Annotated in this window: 14 protein-coding genes; 5 read left to right on the top strand and 9 right to left on the bottom strand. The window is 53.2% G+C overall.

The window, feature by feature from the left end; all coding sequences use genetic code 11:
* Positions 1-157: 157 nt before the first annotated feature.
* From EPA93_RS30425 to EPA93_RS30405, 5 genes are all read right to left on the bottom strand, one after another.
* A complete protein-coding gene (locus tag EPA93_RS30425; protein WP_129891133.1) occupies positions 158-1,069 on the bottom strand; it encodes a hypothetical protein in 912 nt (303 codons plus the stop codon).
* Positions 1,070-1,298: 229 nt separating this feature from the next.
* Positions 1,299-4,379, bottom strand: a complete 3,081-nt coding sequence (locus tag EPA93_RS30420; protein ID WP_129891132.1) for a winged helix-turn-helix domain-containing protein — start codon at positions 4,377-4,379, stop codon at positions 1,299-1,301.
* A 203-nt stretch (positions 4,380-4,582) separates the two neighbouring features.
* Positions 4,583-4,960, bottom strand: a complete 378-nt coding sequence (locus tag EPA93_RS30415) for a MerR family transcriptional regulator (protein ID WP_129891131.1) — start codon at positions 4,958-4,960, stop codon at positions 4,583-4,585.
* 22 nt (positions 4,961-4,982) lie between these two features.
* Entirely contained in the window at positions 4,983-5,987 is a 1,005-nt protein-coding gene (locus EPA93_RS30410) for a DnaJ C-terminal domain-containing protein (RefSeq protein ID WP_129891130.1), read from the bottom strand.
* An 84-nt stretch (positions 5,988-6,071) separates the two neighbouring features.
* A complete protein-coding gene (locus EPA93_RS30405; RefSeq protein ID WP_129891129.1) occupies positions 6,072-6,626 on the bottom strand; it encodes a nucleotide exchange factor GrpE in 555 nt (184 codons plus the stop codon).
* A 299-nt stretch (positions 6,627-6,925) separates the two neighbouring features.
* On the opposite strand from EPA93_RS30405, the gene EPA93_RS30400 reads away from it, so the two are divergent.
* Positions 6,926-7,870, top strand: a complete 945-nt coding sequence (locus EPA93_RS30400) for a CAP domain-containing protein (RefSeq protein WP_129891128.1) — start codon at positions 6,926-6,928, stop codon at positions 7,868-7,870.
* A 46-nt stretch (positions 7,871-7,916) separates the two neighbouring features.
* Here the strand turns inward: EPA93_RS30400 and EPA93_RS30395 are convergent, their stop codons facing one another.
* From EPA93_RS30395 to EPA93_RS30380, 4 genes are all read right to left on the bottom strand, one after another.
* Entirely contained in the window at positions 7,917-8,750 is an 834-nt protein-coding gene (locus tag EPA93_RS30395) for a segregation and condensation protein A (RefSeq protein ID WP_129891127.1), read from the bottom strand.
* Between the two features lie 3 nt (positions 8,751-8,753).
* Entirely contained in the window at positions 8,754-9,275 is a 522-nt protein-coding gene (locus tag EPA93_RS30390) for an HD-GYP domain-containing protein (protein WP_129891126.1), read from the bottom strand.
* 27 nt (positions 9,276-9,302) lie between these two features.
* Positions 9,303-10,067, bottom strand: a complete 765-nt coding sequence (locus tag EPA93_RS30385; protein ID WP_129891125.1) for a site-2 protease family protein — start codon at positions 10,065-10,067, stop codon at positions 9,303-9,305.
* Between the two features lie 78 nt (positions 10,068-10,145).
* Positions 10,146-11,045: an MBL fold metallo-hydrolase gene (locus EPA93_RS30380; RefSeq protein WP_129891124.1), complete on the bottom strand. Its 900-nt coding sequence runs from the start codon at positions 11,043-11,045 to the stop codon at positions 10,146-10,148.
* 539 nt (positions 11,046-11,584) lie between these two features.
* Here EPA93_RS30380 and EPA93_RS30375 point away from each other — a divergent pair.
* The 4 genes from EPA93_RS30375 to EPA93_RS30360 all read left to right on the top strand — a co-directional run bounded on the left by EPA93_RS30375 (position 11,585) and on the right by EPA93_RS30360 (position 17,920).
* The gene (locus tag EPA93_RS30375; protein WP_129891123.1) at positions 11,585-12,463 is read left to right on the top strand and encodes a DUF4097 family beta strand repeat-containing protein; all 879 of its coding nucleotides are present in this window, start codon (positions 11,585-11,587) and stop codon (positions 12,461-12,463) included.
* Between the two features lie 350 nt (positions 12,464-12,813).
* Positions 12,814-15,948 carry an FHA domain-containing protein gene (locus EPA93_RS30370; protein ID WP_242527169.1) on the top strand — a complete coding sequence of 1,045 codons (3,135 nt, stop codon included), beginning with the start codon at positions 12,814-12,816 and terminating at the stop codon, positions 15,946-15,948.
* A 229-nt stretch (positions 15,949-16,177) separates the two neighbouring features.
* Entirely contained in the window at positions 16,178-17,437 is a 1,260-nt protein-coding gene (coaBC, locus tag EPA93_RS30365) for a bifunctional phosphopantothenoylcysteine decarboxylase/phosphopantothenate--cysteine ligase CoaBC (protein WP_129891122.1), read from the top strand.
* A gap of 78 nt (positions 17,438-17,515) precedes the next feature.
* Positions 17,516-17,920: a hypothetical protein gene (locus EPA93_RS30360; protein ID WP_129891121.1), complete on the top strand. Its 405-nt coding sequence runs from the start codon at positions 17,516-17,518 to the stop codon at positions 17,918-17,920.
* Positions 17,921-18,429 lie beyond the last annotated feature (509 nt).

Below are 18,429 nucleotides of genomic sequence, written 5' to 3'. Positions count from 1 at the left end.
CAGTTGTGCCTCACGGTGTAGTATTAATTATAACATAAGCGAGCAGAATTTTCAAGTCTTTTGCGGCTTAATTCAGAGCTTTCCATTTCTCGTTCTTCTCCAGCTGAGAGCGGCGAGGCGCAAAGGGTAACGTTGGGGGCTCAAATTTCAAACCAACTTAGCCGGCTTCTGTTTCTTTCCTCCTCTTGAAAGTGGCTGGTAATGCCAGAAGTAGGGTTATGGCAATCCCCCGCCCTAGAGCATCGCCGGTCAGCTCCAGCATGTTGCCCAGGCGCATAGCCCAGGGCCAGTTAGCTTGCCCCAATAGCGGAACCCAGGCCTCTATAACCACTCCAATAAGCGTCAGGTAGAGCAGGAGTGGCCAGCTCGGCCCATCCATAACGGCCAGCACGGGCAGCATGGCCAGCGCGAAGAAAACGCCTCTGAACGCCTCTAGAATGATGGTGACGCTGGCGGGCGGTACCTGGGTGTGGAGCTGGGCCACGAATGACGGATCATGGTAAAAGATATGCTCAATTGGCGTAACCAGGGTGGCAAAGAGATAATAGGTCGGTACGTAAAGAATACCAACAAGCACAATGCGCCAGAGCCAGGAAAGTAAGGCACGTTGGCGCAATCCGGGTCGGGAGCGCGCTTTGCTGGATGGTGGCAGTAGCCAGGCGATGACGAGGGCGATAAGCAGAAATGGGATGCTCTCAAAAATGAGAGCCATAACGAGCTTAAAAGGGGTAAGCGTGGTTGTATAAAAATAGGCCTCAACAAGATCTGCGAGCACACCAGTCACGTAGAGTGGCACAAAGATTGCCCCAAAACGCGCGGGCCAGCGTAAGGGTAAAGAGATGGCTAAGGGAGCCATAACCGCGACGTAAAGGAGGCCGGAGACGAGATTAACAATAATTTTCTGCAGCAAAAAGGCTGCACCATGGCCGGACGAAGTAAGCAGTCCAAAGGCGGTCAGGATGATAGCTGCGGCAATTCCTCCAGCCAGGATACGCAGAAGCAAACCAGCGCTCAAGATCGATACGTTCTTGTTTTGAGCCGGATCAGAGCTCAAGGGATGAGTACTCATCACATCTCCTTCTAGAATTTTGACAGCAGGCCAGCTATGAGCGAAGAGAAGATTATATGGCTGTGCCTTTTCAGGATAAGAGGTAAAGTGTTTGTGTGTCATCGCCTAAAAGGGGTATTTGCGTGATAGCGCTTGGCCGCAGAGAACAAATTTTGCCAGTTTTAGAGGCGCCTGGAGCCTGCGATTGAGAGCTATAGGCACGCTAAAGGGAAGTTTGGCTCGGAGCAGATTAGAGAATGTGCAATTCCTGGGCCCGGGCGATGGCCTGGGTGCGGCTATGTACGTTGAGCTTTCTATAGATGTGCCTGGTATGGGTTTTTGCCGTGTACTCAGTCACGATGAGCCGCTGAGCTATCTCCCGGTTTGAAAGCCCCTGAGCCAGCAAGCGCAGGACGGCCAGCTCGCGTAAACTGAGCCGCTCAGGGGATATGGCTTTTGCGGATTGCTGTATTGATACGCCGACCAGTTGTGGTTGTGCTGCTGTAATGGAGATCAGCAAATTCCTTGCATAATTCTGCGTAGAGCGAGGAATAGATCTGTCTTGAAGAAGTTCTGTCAATAAAGGTGCGAGGGCGGAGCCGAAGTCAAGAAAAGCGCGCACATAGTGGGCAGGTTCGGCTAGCTGCAGAATTTGTTCCAGGAGGCGCAAGGCGGCATCCTGTTTATGTCGGGCATGGTCGCTGAGGGTCTTGAGAAGGCCCCACTGAATATAGCGCCTTGTATGCTGTTGTGGATCGAGCGTGTTCTTGATGCGGCTAAGCAATTTATGGGCTCTTGCTAGCTCCTCCTGGGCAAGATAGAGCCGGGCCAGGGTCAGAGCATCCATCAAGGCGAAGAAAGAAAGCTGAGAGGTAGTGGGCTCTTTGTCGTCATAGGCGGCATACAGACCGGAATTATCCGCACAGCGCGCTGCAGCCTCTACGTCGCCATGTAGGAGCCAGAGATAGACGCGCAGCCTGGCCACAAAGGTCATATAAATCAGCTCTCTGGTCTGACTGGCAAATTGCTCGGCTCGCTGCATTAAGGCCTGCGCCCCTTGCATGTCGCCCTGGGCCTGTCTGACTTGAGCCAGAGTTAATGAGCCGTCAATCATGCCAATCAAATTTTCTCCGCGCCTGCTCAGCTCAATTCCCTGCGTCAGCTGCTCGGCGGCAGCCTCCAACTCATTCCACTCGTAGAGCAGATCGCCCCGACTCATATAGAGGCTGGCCACACTTGCTGTCCTGTCCAGACCATAGGCCGTGGCGAGGCGCAGTCCTTGCAGACAACTCTCGTTGGCCTGGCAAGGCAAGCTCTGCAATATCTGCACATAAGCGAGCAGGTGCAGCGTTTCCAGGTACTGAGAGATATTGCCGATGTGTCGGCTGATAGCTACAGCCTCTGCCAAAGCCTTCTGGGCTGCGCTAAAATCGCCCCTATGGAAATAGGCGTTGCCCATACTGAGATAGACGCTGCCACGGCGTTCCAGGTCATCGGCTGGCAGATTGGCAAGCGCGTCATGAGCAGCTTCCAGGGCTTTTTGCATGTCTCCTCGTGTACTGGCAAGTGCTGCCCGCAGAGTAGCAATTGGCCCAGCCAGGCTCTGCTCTCTGTCTGCTGGCGGCATTGCAGCCAAGGCTTTTTCAAGTCGCTGCAGACGGCTTTCCCCCTCATCCAGGCGCCCGCTTGCGATTAAGGTGGAAGCATGCATAAGTTGTAGCGTGGGCTGAGAAGCCAGGGCCGCCTCAGGTAGCTGGCCCAACCAACCCAGCACGCGGATGTGCTCACCATGCTTGCGGACGGCCGGCGCACAGCTCGCTATTAAATTCATGGCTCGCCCATAATCTCGGGCCACCAGGGCGGACTCAACAGCTTCTGCCAGTAAGGCACGCTGTTCATACCAGATGCTAGCTCGCCTATATAGCTGGCGAAAGAGCTCGGGCTGCGTCGTGCGCAAATGGTTGCGCAGAGCCTCAGTCAGGAGATGGTGATAGCGGTACCATTCCCCTTGCTCATCAAGCATGTAGATAAAGAGCTTCTTTTGCTGCAGGCGTTGGAGCAAGAGATAGGCATTGTGATCGCCGGTCAGGGCCTCGCTAAGTTCAGCACTAAAACGTTCGACGATCGAGGTATAGAGCAAGAAGCGCTGTTCTTCCTCCGGCTGGCGTGCCACTACTTCTTCCAATAGATAAGCTCGCAAGGGATAAGAGCGACCGCTGAAGCGCGCAAAGAAATGTTTAATGTTGGGTTCTTGCTGCAGAGCCAGGGCGGCAAGTTGCAAACCGGCGGCCCAGCCCTCGGTTCGCTCCTCCAGCTTTGTAATCGCGCTGGTCGAGGGTATAGGAGAGATTTGCCGAGCCAGAAAAGCAGTCACCTCTTCATGGGTAAAGCGCAGCTCAGCGCTCCCTAATTCAAGCAGCGAGCCACTTGCGCGCAGCCGGCCCAGCGGCCAGGGAGGAACGTAGCGGCTGGCTATGATCATGTGCATATGGGACGGCAAATGCTCAAGAAAAAAGAGCAGCGTCTCATGGATTGTGTTATTCTGGATCAGCTGATAATCGTCAAGCAGTAGAAACACCTCGGCCGCCAGGTTCTCCATAGTATTGAGCAGTTCAATAAGTGCCGCGCGAAGCAGGGAAGATCTGGGAGAGCTGAGTAAATAGGAGACCTGTTCGCTATAGCCAGGAAAAGCGCGCTGAAAGCTGGCAAGGATATAAGACCAGAAGCTAATAGGATCGTTATCCTCTGCATCGAGAGTTATCCAGAGGACAGTTGAGGTGTGCTGCGCCCACTCGCTTAAGAGGGTTGTCTTGCCTGAGCCGGCCGGTGCCGCAATGAGGACTAATTTCTTAGTATGCGCAGCTTGTAGGACATCGAGCAAACGGGGACGCGCTATGCAATACTTGAGAACGGGTGGAGGTAGGAGCCGGCTAGAGAGCAGTTGGGGAATAGCTAGTTCCCGTGTATGCTGCTCCTCAGTGTGCGCCTCTGATCTCGATGGTTGCTTAACTGGACCTGTTCCCTGCTCAGCAATGCGTTCACTCAGTTTTGTGGCCGCCAGTTGCAGGCGGGCCAGCGTTAAATGCTCAGTTTTTCCCAGATAAACCCGGTAGAGCTTGCCGTGGCACTTGCGATACGCCTTCCAGTACGCTCCCCCGCGCCCATTGGTCGCCTGCTCCTTGCGCGCTGTAAAGCTACCGAGCGAGCATGTAAACATAAAGGCAGTTATTTCAGCCAGCCAGCTATACCATTGCGGCGTTTCCACGCTCAGAAGAGGGGTAAGATCGGGTGACTGACAGACAAGGCCATTCTCTTGAACAAGATATGCCATAATGCACTTTCCTCACCTCTGCAGTTCCCTAACAGTATAGCATGACGTTAGGGAACCAGCCAGAGCTGTTGAGAAAAGGGGCAGGCATACAGGACGAGGGGCAAACGCTAACGAGACATCCACAACTACACTTTACAGCCTTGAAAGAAACTCTCTTACAGAAAGGTGCTGCACGCAGCGAAGGACGGAGTAACGCAGAGTTATCAGGAGGTAGCAGAAGAGCCGCGTTGTAAGCGCTCAATGATCTCCTTAAGCCTGCGTGTCTCTGCCTCGTGTCGGTCGCGCATTTGCGACATCTGCTCTTCTAGCTCTTCTTGCAAGCGCTCCATACGATCTTTCATATGCAGAATAGCCTCAACGCCAGCTAGATTTACCCCTAGATCGCGCATCAAGCTGCGAATATGGACGACGCGTTCAATGTCGCGATCTGAGTAAAGGCGCGGACTATGAGGACTATTCCCTTTACGTGCAGGCGAGATCAGTCCTAAGCGTTCGTAATGGCGCAATGTTTGTTCGTGTACCTCCGCCTTCTGCGCTGCCACACTAATGATGTACCATGCGCCATCACTTTTCTCAGGCATGACTATTTACTCCTTTCGCCTCCTACGGGTGAACCTCGACGCCGCGGCTACGTGCCAGCTTCTCGAAGAGGGCGCGCTCATCGGCCGAGAGATGCATTGGCAATACAACGCGTACGCGAGCAAAGAGATTGCCGTGTCCTTCGTTGCGTAAACGAGGCATACCCTTGCCGGCCAGGCGGAACAAGCGGCTATTCTGGGTCTCAGGAGGGATGGTCAGAATCAATTTGCGACCATCTGGCGTGGGAACCGTTACTTCGCCGCCAAGCATAGCTTTTACGAGCTCTACATCGATATCGATATAGAGATCGTCGCCCTTGCGCTCAAAGACTGAATCGGGCTTGACACTGATGACAAGGAAGAGATCTCCCCGTGGACCGCCTCCAATGCCTGGCTGTCCCTCACCGGCGACGCGGATCTTCGAACCATTATCCACGCCGGGTGGAATCTTGACCTGAAGGCGCTTGCTGCGCGGCACGGCCCCCTGCCCATTGCAGGTGGGACATATTTTACCGTTTACTTCGCCGACGCCCTGACAGGTGGGGCAGACCTCTGGTGATTGCACATTAAAGGTGCGCACGCCGCCGCTAAAGGCCTCTTGCACGGTGACTTCAACTGGCTGCTCTATATTATCCCCGGCGCGCCTGCGCATGTTTGTGCGCCCGCTTGTAGTGGAACCGCGCCCAAATAACGCCTCGAAGAAATCAGAAAAACCTGGTCCCATCGGATCGAAGTCAAATGAGCCGCCGCGCGTGCCATATTGATAGCTACGCCTGCCGGCGCCTGAGAAGTTAGGTCCGAACTGCTCTTGCCAGTTTGGGCCGAGCGTATCATATTTGCGCCGCTTATCGGGGTCTGAAAGTACCTCGTAGGCCTCGTTGATCTCTTTAAATCGTTCCTCAGCCTTCCTATCGCCGGGATTAACGTCAGGGTGGTACTTGCGAGCTAGCTTACGGAAGGCTTTCTTGATATCATCTGTGCTAGCGCCTCGTGCGACACCGAGTATCTTATAGTAATCTTTGTAATCCATAACCCAGCCCCTTTGTGGCTTTGTCATTGAGGTATGCGCATCACAAATTTGAGATATGCGCATACCTCACAGTTCTCCGTATGGTTATTTATTTCCCATACTTACTTTGACGCGGGCGGGGCGTAGGGTCTCGTCTCCGAGTGTATACCCTTTGAGTACTTCCTCAACAATCGTACCCTCCGGCTTGTCACTGTTCTCAACAGCTTCGATAGCTTCGTGCACGTAGGGATTAAAATTCTCTCCCACGGTGGGCACCGGATTTAACCCTTCGCTACGCATCACTTCGCTCATCTGCCAATGGACCATGCGTAATGTCTGCTGCAATTGAGCTCGGTCCATCGTATCCTGGAAGACGAGCGCTCGCTCTACGTTATCCATCACTCCGAGCAATTTATGGAAGAGCGCTTTTTTCTGATGAAGCACACGGTCTCCTAACAAGCGCTCCTGGCGTTTGCGAATGTTATCTACGTCGGCGCGCTCGCGCAGATATTTATTCCAGTTGTCGGCAGCTTCCTGGCGAGCCTGGGCAAGTTGGGCCTCTAGCTCGGCTATGCGCGCGGCTTCCGGTGTAGGACCATTCATCGGTTGGGTATTTGGAGTAGATTGCTGTTCTGTTGGTTTCTCCTGGGGTTCTTCCATCTCTATTCTATCTCCTTAATATCTATTCTTAAGCTCAAAGATGAGTCCTTTAAGTAAACTTTATTACTATCTCAGTATAAACTTTGAGCCACTGTCTGTCAAGTTTTATCAACTCAGGGCTATTTTAGAGTGGATATAGGATTATTAGCTTTATAAAAAGCATAAAGCGTAGCTACTCAGGCCTGACCGATTTGCCTCTCGCCGAGAGACAATTTTAGCCTCTAGCATTGCAGGATCTCTACTATGTGCCGAATAGAGTGAGTAGAAACTGACTTGATAGAGGAGCATATATAAATTTTATGCGGCAGATAAGATTGGCTACAATCTGTATGATTCTTGTTATGCTTGCGACAGGCGTACTGCTACTGAAGCAGCTCCGCTACACAGATGCGGCCCAATCGCGCCATCAATCGTGTGTAAATATTACAGCGACACCTGACTATCTTAGCAGCGAGCGGCCCCAGGACGCTATTGCGGCTATCAACAATGCGCGCAAACTGGAGCATGTACCCGCGCTGCACCTACCCAAAAACTTCTATCAGCTCAGTGCTGTGCAACAACAGTTAGTCCTTGTCAACCTTGAGCGCACGGACCGGGGACTACATCCTCTGCAGATGGACCCGATGCTCTCGCGTATCGCCCTGGCCTATGGGCGCCAGCTGGTCGATCTCCATTTTTTCTCGCATACCAGCCCAATCAGTGGGACATTTACCAATCGTATCAATAGCAATACTGCCCTCTTTAGTCATTATAGTCTGGCTGCCGAGAATCTGGCCGGAAATCCGCAGGCGGGTATAGGCTCGATCTATGAATATATGTATGATGATGCTTCAGAGAATTGCGGGCATCGCGAGAATATCCTCAATCCAGCCTTAACCCTGATTGGTATTGGCGTTGTGCCGGGCAGCGTCTATGGCACAATCTCGGTCCAGGAGTTCCTGACTCCTGCTCCTTGGAGCGCCTATATAAGTAGTAGCGCGGCCAGCTATCCGCCGCCACAGCTAAGCATTCAAACCAGCAGGGATGATGATCTCTCCCTGCTGCACTGTCAGGCCTATATTGAGAACGGATTAGATGTTGTGAGGATAACCTGGTTTCTTGATAAGGTCGAGGTGCCAGCTCAGGTAGGGCCGTCATGGACGCTGGATCTGAGCCATCTAAGCCCCGGTAAGCACACCATTTTTGCCTTTGCCGTCGATGAGGAACAGAATTATACAGCCGCGCGCTATACGCTGGATATGTGAAGTACCTCATGCATGAAGGCAAGGATGCTACAGCGCGAATGGATAACTAGTCTTCGATCTCATCTTGCCCGGCCTCAGCCCAGCGTTCGCCGCGCTCGATAAAAATTGGTTCCCAAAGCGCATCCTGGCGCACGCTAATGCGCTGCCATTTCCAGAGCTCCAGGACGGCAAGAAAGGTGACGATAATCACCAGGTGCGAGCGCTCTTTCTCGATTACCTCTGACAACAGGATACATGTCTTCTCCTGCAGACGACTCATAATTTCTTCGATGCGCTCACTGACGCGTACCCGCGCTACCGGCATAAGATCCTCGCCGCGCTCCTCATCTCTTGCCTGTAATTCAAGAAGGCGCTGAAAAGCCTGCGCGAGCCGCTGAGCATCAAGGCCGGCGAGGGTGGGAGGCGTCCAATTGAGCTGGGCCTCAATGCCGGCCAGCAGGCTGGAGCGCGTATAGGTCTGTAAACCAGCTTCCTCGCGCTGGCGCAGCGCCGTAGCAATCTCTCTCGCCAGCTTATATTCCAATAAGTGGCGCTGCAATTCCTCGGCCAGCGCTGCCGCGCTCTCACCCTCCTGCTGCCTCTCCTCGCGCGTATTCTGCGGCAAGAGGCTTTGGGATTTGATAAACAGCAGGCGTGCGGCTATGGAAACAAAAGCCGCCATATTGGCCAGTGGTAAAGACTCGGCCTCCCAGTGCCGTAAATAATCAAGATATTGGTCGGTCACGGCCACGAGAGAGATCAAGGTGATTTCCATCTGGCGCTTCTCGATCAGGTGGAGCAGCAGATCAAGCGGCCCCTCAAAGAGGGGAAGGTGAACCACATATTGGGCCTGCTGAGCGGCTGTCTGCGCGGCTTCATCCACACCGAGCTCTTCGGACATAGCTTAGGAGACCTCATCCACGGCGTGGAGCGCGGCAGCCGGTCCGTGCGCCTCGTGATGCGTGCGGATGTAGAGCGCAGCCTGTTGGGAAAGGCCGGCGGCACTGGCCAGATTGGCACCGATCTCGGCATGCCACCAGGCGTAGCTAAGGGCGCGCTGCCAGCGTGGGATAATGCGTTCGCCAAACTCGTAGGGCGAGATTGCCAGTGCCGTGAGCAGGGCTGGCGTAAATTTCTTCCCCAGTACAATAGCCGGTCGCGTCCAAAACGGAACCCGGCCCTGGGCCTTACCTACATCATGCAGCAAAGCCGCAGCTAGCATCTCTCGATCCTGACAGCCACGCTCACGTAAGCGCTGACAGACCCGCAGGCAGTGACGCTGGTCGGCCGGGGCCATCGTCCGAAAAAGTACGAGGGCAGATGGCGGCAGATAGAGCGCCGCCTCCTCATATTCTGCGGCTGAGAGCGGCTTTACAAAGCCAAGCTGCTGGCGGGCCTGCCCCAAACGATAGAGAACGCTCTGCACTGTATTTTTGCTTTCTCTCATAACTGGCTAGAAACCGATAAAGGCAAAGAGATGAAGGGTATGTAGCGAATAAAGCGTAGGGCTATAAGGCGACAGACCGCTAACCAGCCCGATCAGCAGGAGCGAAAGCCGATAAAAACCCTCCCCTAGTCGTAAGAGGATGAAGCCTTGCAGGCCGACCACGCTGAACAGAAATGGCAGCAAGAAGAAATAGCCCAGCAGGATAAATGGCCCGTAGGAGGCAGATTTCGCGAACTGGACCGCTTGCTTACTTGGCAGCAGGCTATATAGGATATGGTAGCCATCGAGAGGATAGACAGGTATCAGATTGAGCAGGGCAAGGCAGATATTTACGCTGGCAAAGACAAGTAGGAACAGAAAGACATACATGGTCACGGCGTTGACTACAAGGATGGGATAGACGAAATGCAGAATCAAGGCCATCAGCAGCCCGACCAGCAGATTAAAGATCATTCCCGAGGCAGCCACAGCCAGAACGCCCATATCAGGCCCCATGCGTAGCTTCCAGGGATCAGGCTTGACGGGCTTGCCCCAACCCAGGCCAAGCTGAATGGCAGGTGTGGGCTGAAAAGCCAGGATAACGCACATTAAGGTGCCCAGCGCATCGAGATGTGGACGTAGGCTCAGCGTTTGCCTCCCTTCGGCCTGAGGCGTTGCATCCCCCAACCAGGAGGCAGTGAGCGATTGCGCCCATCCGTGCAGTACTGTCGCCACGAGAAACGAGGCAATAATCATCAGCGCTAGCAGAACATTTATCTTCGGATTTCCCATTCAGCAGACCTCCGCTTCTGAAGCCCGTGCCGGCAAGGACAGGAGCTGGAATGAAGCGTTCCTTTATGACTACGACTATTAAAGATCGATTTCTAAACCCTCAAATGCCGACCGTGTGCGGGCAAAGCGAGCCTGTGCCTCTGCTTCCATCCGATCTAACTGGTTATCATCATACGTCGGCTCGTGATGAAAGAGAATCAGTTCACCCACGTGAGCTGCCGCGGCCGTCTCCGTCGCCATCTCTACCGTGCTATGTCCAAAGCCATTTTTGGTCTGTTCATAATCGAGTGCAGTATACTGGGCATCATGGATCAACACATCTGCGCCCTCAATAAAATCCAGAAGGTCCGGCTCGCATCCCTCGCTCCACTCTACATCAGTTGCATAGACAACGCTACGTCCTGCATACTCAATGCGATAAACGAGAGCGCCGTTGAGCGGGTGGCTTTGCGTGAACCTGGCCTTTACACATAATTCGTTGTGAAGTGGCTGGCCAGTCTCTGGCTGACGTGCGACCGGATCAGAGCTATCTTTCTTCCAGATAATGCTCTGCTCATCTGTGATCGTATGGAATACACGGTGCGATGGTAGCGTACGCATATCTACAGGGAAATACGGTGGAGACATCATCGCGGTTACGAGCTGCTTTATTCCACGACCGGCCAGACGGGGACCAAAGAGATGAATAGTTGTATGTGGATCGAAGAGAGGGGCAAAGAAAGGAAAGCCGACGAGGTGATCACCATGGCCATGCGTAAGAAAGAGAGCCAGATTAAGCACGTCTTTGTGGTTACGTTGCATCAGTTCATTGCCCAGGCGAATTATGCCGCTGCCCGCATCAAAGATCAGAGTATGCGGGCCTGCTTGCACTTCAACACAGGAGGTATTCCCTCCATGGCGGAGCGTGTGCAATCCTGGAGTAGGATAACTTCCCCGCACACCCCAAAAACGGACTATAAACCGTTGCCAATCATCCATACTAGCTTGCTCCTGCGCATCAACCTTATATCCTTAGAAGATAGACAATCGATCCTATTATAGCTTGCCACGGGACTATTGAAAAGGTTTTCGGCCAACAAAGTCTTCAATTCTAAGGGAATAGGCTGGCTCTAGTTGCACTTCTTAGCTTGGCGAAGAGGGCCAAACAATATATTCTCTGCAAAAGTAAAAACCATAGCCTTACCTCGTTCGTATTAAGTGATAGTTATATTTCAGTTTAAATTGTATTCCGGTTTGGAAAGCGAGGCAAGAGAAGGCATGGGCCGAGGACCAGAGAGATTCCGGGAAGATTGGGACGACAACGGATATGCAAAGCGTTATAGCCGTGCTGCTCGTGAGCGTGAATATGAGCCAGAGCCCCGTAGACGTCCCCGGCGCCCTCGCCGAAAGAAGCGCACCTGGCCAATCCTGCTGCTAGGCTGCGGCTTAGGCATGATCCTTACAGTCATGCTCGTTGTTGGCTTTGCCTTCTACATACTGCACTCCATTCCCGGCACAACCCCCATGGCTCTTGGGGATTGGGAAGTAAGAAAGCCTTTACGCAGGAAAATACACAGCAGATACCGCTCAGCAGCCTTTCTACCCTGGCTCAGATGCAGATCTGCAATAAGATAGGGGACGTGACTATTACCGTTGATCCCGCGGCTACTGCCACGACTGTGGCGACTAAAAAGATAGTGCATGCCGAAAACCAGCAAATGGCTGATCAGGAGCTCAAGAATATCGTCGTCCAGGTCCAGCCACCGGGCAGCATCACAAATACTTTGACATGTGCGAAGCCCCGGGCTCTGGGCTCAACTGCTCCTGGCGCGCTGGCCGCAAATGGCCTTATCGTCAATGTTACTTTGCCCGACAATAACGGCGGCCTGATCCATAACAGTAGCAATGCCGTGAATATCGCTATCACCCTGCCCGAGAAAGTCCTCTCAGCCAATGGTCCCTCCCTGCTCCTTGATGTGGAGGCCCCGGTCGGCAATATTAGCGTGAACGGCTTGAGCGGAGTCCTGACGATTCAGGGTAGCTCTGGCAACGTGACTGTCAAGCATGCGATTCTGGCCGCTGGCTCGCATATAGAGACCGGGCAGGGGAATGTTACCTTCGATGGTTTGCTGGCAGCTCCTACCCCGCCTGATGCTCCGGCCCGCTATATCTTGCAAAGCGAAGAGGGCAAGATAGACGTAACCCTTCCTGAAAGCACTAACGTTATCCTTGATGCCAATACCAATGTCGGCACAATTAATAGTGATTTCCCTCTCTATAATGTAGAGAATAACAAGGGCGATGGTCCTGTCAACTTCCGTGGCCCTCTCAACTCTACTACCAGCCCACAGAGTAAGGCTGTGCTTATGCTCGATGTCAGTACTGGCTCTATTGCTCTGCATAAAGCTCAGGTATAGTAAAGTGTTTCTGCAAAACTCAAGTATTTGCGCGAGCGCTATAGAAAGATTGGTACTTTCTGGATTCTCTATGGCCTGGTCAGGATAGGATAGCCATGCCTGCAGCAGCAATAGAACGGCCGGGGAAGCAAATGCAGTATTATTTTTTTATAGCTCATTGTATTGCATAGCCTCACTCCAATACATTATAATGGCACAGAAAACGCTGGCGCAGATAGATGTGACTCTCTTGGCCCGGGTAGCGGCAGAACATAACCTGGCAGGCCATATTTTAAGAAAGGAGAAGTCGTACCGCTTTCTTTGCTGCTCAGCGGATGGTACGACGTATTCTTAACATTATGGATGAAGTCATGGGACCACCTTCAACTCTAGGTTCGCTCAAGTTTCTCGCCGGCCCCCTGGCAGGAAATACCTATCCTATCACGAAACCGATAGTTACGATTGGGCGCGAACCTGGTAATGATATCCCCATTACTGACCCCTCTATTTCACGCCATCACGCGCAACTTACCTTTAACCAGGGCGTGTGGAGTATTACGAAGCTGGCTCAGCAGAATACTGTGCTGGTCAATCAGCGCAATATACAGCAAACAGCGCTTAATGACCGCGACACGATTACGTTAGGCGCAGGCGTGACTTTTATGTTCCAGATGAGCCAGGCACCCCAGCAGCAGGGATTTCCTGCGCCTGGTGGCCAGGCGCCGCAAGCGTCGCGTGCGCCTTTGCCGCCTCAGATGGGGTTTTCGCAGCCCTCGCCTGTGCCTCAACAGCCCCCTCAGCTGGGATTTCCCCAGCCCTCACCTGCGCCTCAACAGAATATGATGGCGGCCCCTCCTCCGGCTTTTGTCGCTCCGCCGCCTCCCTATGTGCCAACGGTAGCATCCTCTGATAGTGAAGGGGGAACAATGCGGGCCGGGCTCATGGGCTCTACTGATGGTGCGGGCTCTGCGGGACCGCCGATGCTTGAGGTCAGTACCAATACCGATCGCGAAAAGCAGTCGTATCCGCTGACCAAACAGGTGATCAATATCGGGCGCGACCCGGCTAACGATATTGTCATTAACCGTCCCACGGTTTCCGGCTATCATGCCCAGATTGTGCGCGAGGGCAATCAGCTAGTCTTTGTGCATCCGCACCCGGCGCGTGGTCGTACCCTCAACGGCATTACCTATCAGGGACACGTTATTCGTGGCGATGAGCCCTTCCGCAAGGTGCTGTCGCGTGGGGATGTGTTCCGTATTAGCGATGAGCATGGCACGCTGGTTACGCTCACCTATAACGATGGAAGCGGAGCCTCGCAGGAACTCTTACCGGAGATCCGGCCCTATCCTCTTGGCGCTCCCGTTATCACGATTGGACGCCTGCCCGATAACAATGTTGTCTTAAATCATCCGCAGGTCTCTGGCTACCACGCACAGTTAGAGCGAGTGCAAGATGGCTATCGCATTCTTGATAAGAAAAGTACCAACCATGTCTTTGTCAATGCGCAGCGTGTAACCCACCAGCTGCTCAAGCCAGGCGATGAGATCCGTATCGGGCCGTTTAAACTTACATATACCGGTACGCAACTAACCCAGCATGATGAGAGTAATGGCGTGCGTATCGATGCCCTGCACCTCAAGAAAGTGGGGAATAAGCAGGTAGTCTTGATTAACGACGTCTCGATTACTATTCCTCCGCGCAAGTTCGTCGCTCTGGTTGGAGGCTCTGGCGCCGGCAAATCTACGCTCCTTGACGCCCTCAATGGCCTGCGTCCCGCGAATCAAGGTCTGGTACTCTATAATGGCCAGGATTACTATCGACACCTGGCATCCTTCAGTACACAGCTTGGCTATGTGCCCCAGGACGATATCATCCATCGCGATCTGACTGTCGAGCATGCCCTGTATTATGCGGCTAAGCTGCGTCTGCCCGATGACTTTACCGAGGCGCAGATCAAGCAACGCATCAATGAAGTGCTTGACGATGTGGATATGACGCGCCGTCGCGACTTGCTCGTGAGCAAGCTCTCGGGCGGACAGCGAAAGCGTGTCTCGATTGCTCTAGAACTGCTGGCCAATCCTAACGTTTTCTTCCTGGATGAGCCGACTTCGGGCCTTGATCCGGGCCTTGATCGCAAGATGATGCTGCTCTTGCGCCGCCTGGCCGACCGCGGCCGTACGATTGTACTTGTGACGCATGCTACCAACAATATCAATAGCTGCGATTATGTCTGCTTTCTCTGCCAGGGTGGTCGCCTTGCCTACTTCGGACCGCCGGAAGAGGCCAAGGCTTATTTTGGCAAGACCGACTTTGCCGAGATCTACAGCGCTCTGGAACCGACTGATGAGAATCCCAATATTCCCGCCGAAGCTGAGGCCAAATTCCAACAATCGGCCGATTATCAGCGCTATGTCGTCGAGCCGATCAGCCAGGGACCTGCTGGTAATGCCAGCGGCATGGGACAGACGGCGACGATCAAACCGCCCAAGCGCGGCAATCCCTGGAAGCAATTTGTGATTCTTTCCTTGCGCTATATGGAGCTGTTGCGCAACGATACTGGCAATTTGCTTATCCTGTTGCTCCAGGCGCCGATTATTGCCGTGGTGCTATTCTTGTTGTCAGGCAGCGGGACGTTTGATGCGACAAGTATCGCTACCTGTCCCTTACGCGCCAATCCGCTGGATACCTCAGGACCAATTACTTCTCTTGATTGCCGACGCGTTGTAGACCTGCTCAATAGCCCACAGGGAGACCAGTTTGCAGCTCAGCAGGGCAAATCGAAAGAGCAACTGCTTCAGGATGCCATAGCTCCTGGTTCGGGAGGAGATGCGCAGAAGATCCTCTTTATCATGGCTTTCGCGGCAGTTATGTTCGGCTGTATTAATGGTGTGCGCGAGATTGTCAAAGAGGCGCCTATCTTCCATCGCGAGCGCAACGTCAATTTGGGGATCGTGCCCTATATGTTCTCCAAGATCGTCGTGCTGGGCTTGCTATGCCTGGTACAGAGCTTTGTGCTTGTCTTCCTTGTCAATCTGAAGGCTCATTTCCAGACTAGCATCTTATTGCCACCGTTCATAGAGATCTACATCACTATGGCTTTGACTTCCGTGGCCGGCCTGATGACTGGCCTGGTCATCTCGGCCCTGGTGCCCAACAGCGACCGAGCCATGAGTATGGTTCCGTTAGCCCTCTTGCCGCAGGTAATCTTTGCCGGCGTCGTTTTCTCGCTGGATAGCCCGCCCGCCCTGCAGATCCTGGGAGCTTTCTTCCCGGCGCGCTGGGCCATGGCAGGTATGGGCTCAACCGTTGGCCTCCACGGCGATAAGGTAGGGGAAGATGCCTTCTCATTTAAGGGCACGCTCTTCACCTCGCTGCATAAGGCCGATGCGGTTCCTGGCGCAGTCTTCCATCTGCTGCTTGTGTGGGCCATTCTGCTGCTGATGATAGTCCTCCTGGGCGTCGCGATTGCCTGGTTCCTCAAGCAAAAGGACGCGCGTACGTAAGGCTAGCGCAGGCTGCGGGCAAAAGTTGAGACTGCGGCCTGCTAGCTGTTTTCCAGGCAGAAATAGCAATAATATATACACATACGCCTCCCGTTGTGTGAACATGGTAAATGTGCCTGAACAATACTCAATGGTACTTCTTGGCATAGAGCTTGCCGTGCAGGCCGCGTCTATGCTATTGTAGCAGTGTTCTCATAGGACGGTCCAACAAGGGAACGAGTTAACCAGAATGTTACTTAACAGCAGAATTATCGTCGGTATCTGTGGAGGGATCGCCTCTTACAAGGCCGTTGAGCTTGTGAGCCAGTTGCAGCAGGCTGGCGCGCTGGTAGATGTGATTATGACTGAGCACGCGGGAGATTTTGTCAGTCCGCTCACATTTGCTACCATGAGCCATCGACGCGTGTATAGCGACCTCTGGGAACCTTCGGGCGAAGCCGCTGAGCTACATATTGCGCTCGCAAGAGAGGCGGACCTGTTAGCAGTAGTGCCGGCAACCGCCAATACCATAGCTAAGCTTGCCGGAGGTGCAGCTGACAATATGCTAACGGCAGTGGCTCTAGCTACGAGAGCGCCCTTGCTTCTCGCCCCGGCAATGTATAAAGATATGTATACCCACCCGGCAACGCAGGCGAATCTGAACCTGCTGAGGGAACGCGGCGCATATATTGTAGAGCCGGAAGTAGGACGCCTGGCTTCGGGCGATGTGGGCCCGGGTCGATTACCAGATACGGCGAGCTTATTAGGGGCCATCAGGTTGGTTCTTGGGCGCAGTGGCGATCTTGCTGGCCGCCGTGTCATCATTACCGCCGGTGGCACACATGAACCCATCGATCCCGTACGCTATATAGGCAACCGCTCATCCGGCAAGATGGGCTACTCTCTGGCCATAGAGGCAAGAGATCGTGGCGCGCACGTTCTATTGATATCCGGGCCAGTTGCGCTACCTGCGCCTTATGGCATAGAGGTACAGAGAGTTGAGACCGCTGTACAGATGCGCGATGCCGTCTATAGTTCTATTACTGATGCCGATGTATTAATAATGAGTGCTGCCGTGGCAGATTTTCGTCCTGCTGAGCCAGCAGCACAAAAGATAAAGAAAGTCAGTGGACAGGCAAGGGGACAGAGCGAGACAGATGCTTTTTCTTTGCATCTCGTGCAGAATCCGGATATCCTCAAAGATCTTGCCGAGCCACTGCAGGAATCGCATAATAGGAATGAGCAACCGCGACGTCGCCTGATACGTGTTGGATTTGCTGCCGAAACCGAAGATATCATCGCCAATGCACGCCATAAGTTGGCAGCCAAACAGCTAGATCTGCTCGTGGCTAATGATGTTACACGTTCGGATAGTGGCTTTGCAACTGATACCAATAAAGTGCTGATCTTCCATGCCGATGGGGCGGTGGAAGATTTACCTGTAATGGCTAAATCAGATGTTGCGGCGGCAATTTGGGATCGTGTCGTGCCGTTCCTGGGCACTATGTAGTTTGGGAGATGTGGCGTTGTGATGGGTGATTTTGTTCTAGAATTATTGGGTACACGAAGTACGCAGGAGGAATCCACTATGGATCGTGCTGCTAGCGCTGGTTTTGAAGGCATCGCTCAGATGCTGCTTGAGCAAAAAAAATTGATGGATGCGTTAGAGGCTGAAAACCGTGATCTGCGGCGTCAGCTCGCTGATCTGCGGAGGGGTATTGGCATCGCTGTGGTAATTGAAGGTAAGACTATTCAGCTTGCGACCGAGCAAGGCGCTCCTGTGTCCGTGAATCCACAAGCACAGGCCGCATTGCAAAGTTTGCAAAGCCTGCAAAATACGCCAGCTCCAATACCGGCCGCGTCGCAACAGCAAAATAATTATAACTCTCAGCCTGGACGCTCTACCGGTGGCCAGCAATCAGTCAATCTGAATGGCGAAAAGCGTGAGAATGGTACTTCTCGCAGCCCGCTCGCCGATAGCTTTGTTCTCTAAGTACTGGTCCTGCTCCAGTGGCGCTATGTGCAAGTTACTTTCAGGTTATCCCCTGCTTCCGTGCCAGGTCTCAGGGGTAATCAAGGCTGCTCTCCTTTCCACAGGAGGCTTTGCCCTCTGGCGTCTCTTGCACATGAGCTTTACATAGTAGCTGCTACCGCTTTTTATAAGAGGGCGGTCAAGGGTTTCAGAGCTATTACTCAATCTATGCCTCTATTATTTGTTGTGCCCTGCTGCCAGCCCTCTTTTACCTCTGCCTGCTTGCTTTCCTCCCAATCTGCTGGTATATTGCCTCTCGTTTCCCCTTGTGTATCTATCTGAATGCTGTTATCATCAAGTCATATGTATACTGCGGCTCGCTTCTTTAGCGACGCTTACGTTTGTTCTTTTATATATACTCTATGGGATTGAAGCACAATTTTTGCAAAAATTGTGCTTTGCACCTTGCAAGCCAAAGGGCCTGATCCTGGTATCCTACTAACTCTTCCATGATCTTTGACTTACGCTAA

The sequence above is a fragment of the Ktedonosporobacter rubrisoli genome, from assembly GCF_004208415.1.
In the GTDB taxonomy this organism is placed as follows: Bacteria; Chloroflexota; Ktedonobacteria; order Ktedonobacterales; family Ktedonobacteraceae; genus Ktedonosporobacter; species Ktedonosporobacter rubrisoli.
This window is presented reverse-complemented; position numbering and strand designations above follow the sequence as displayed.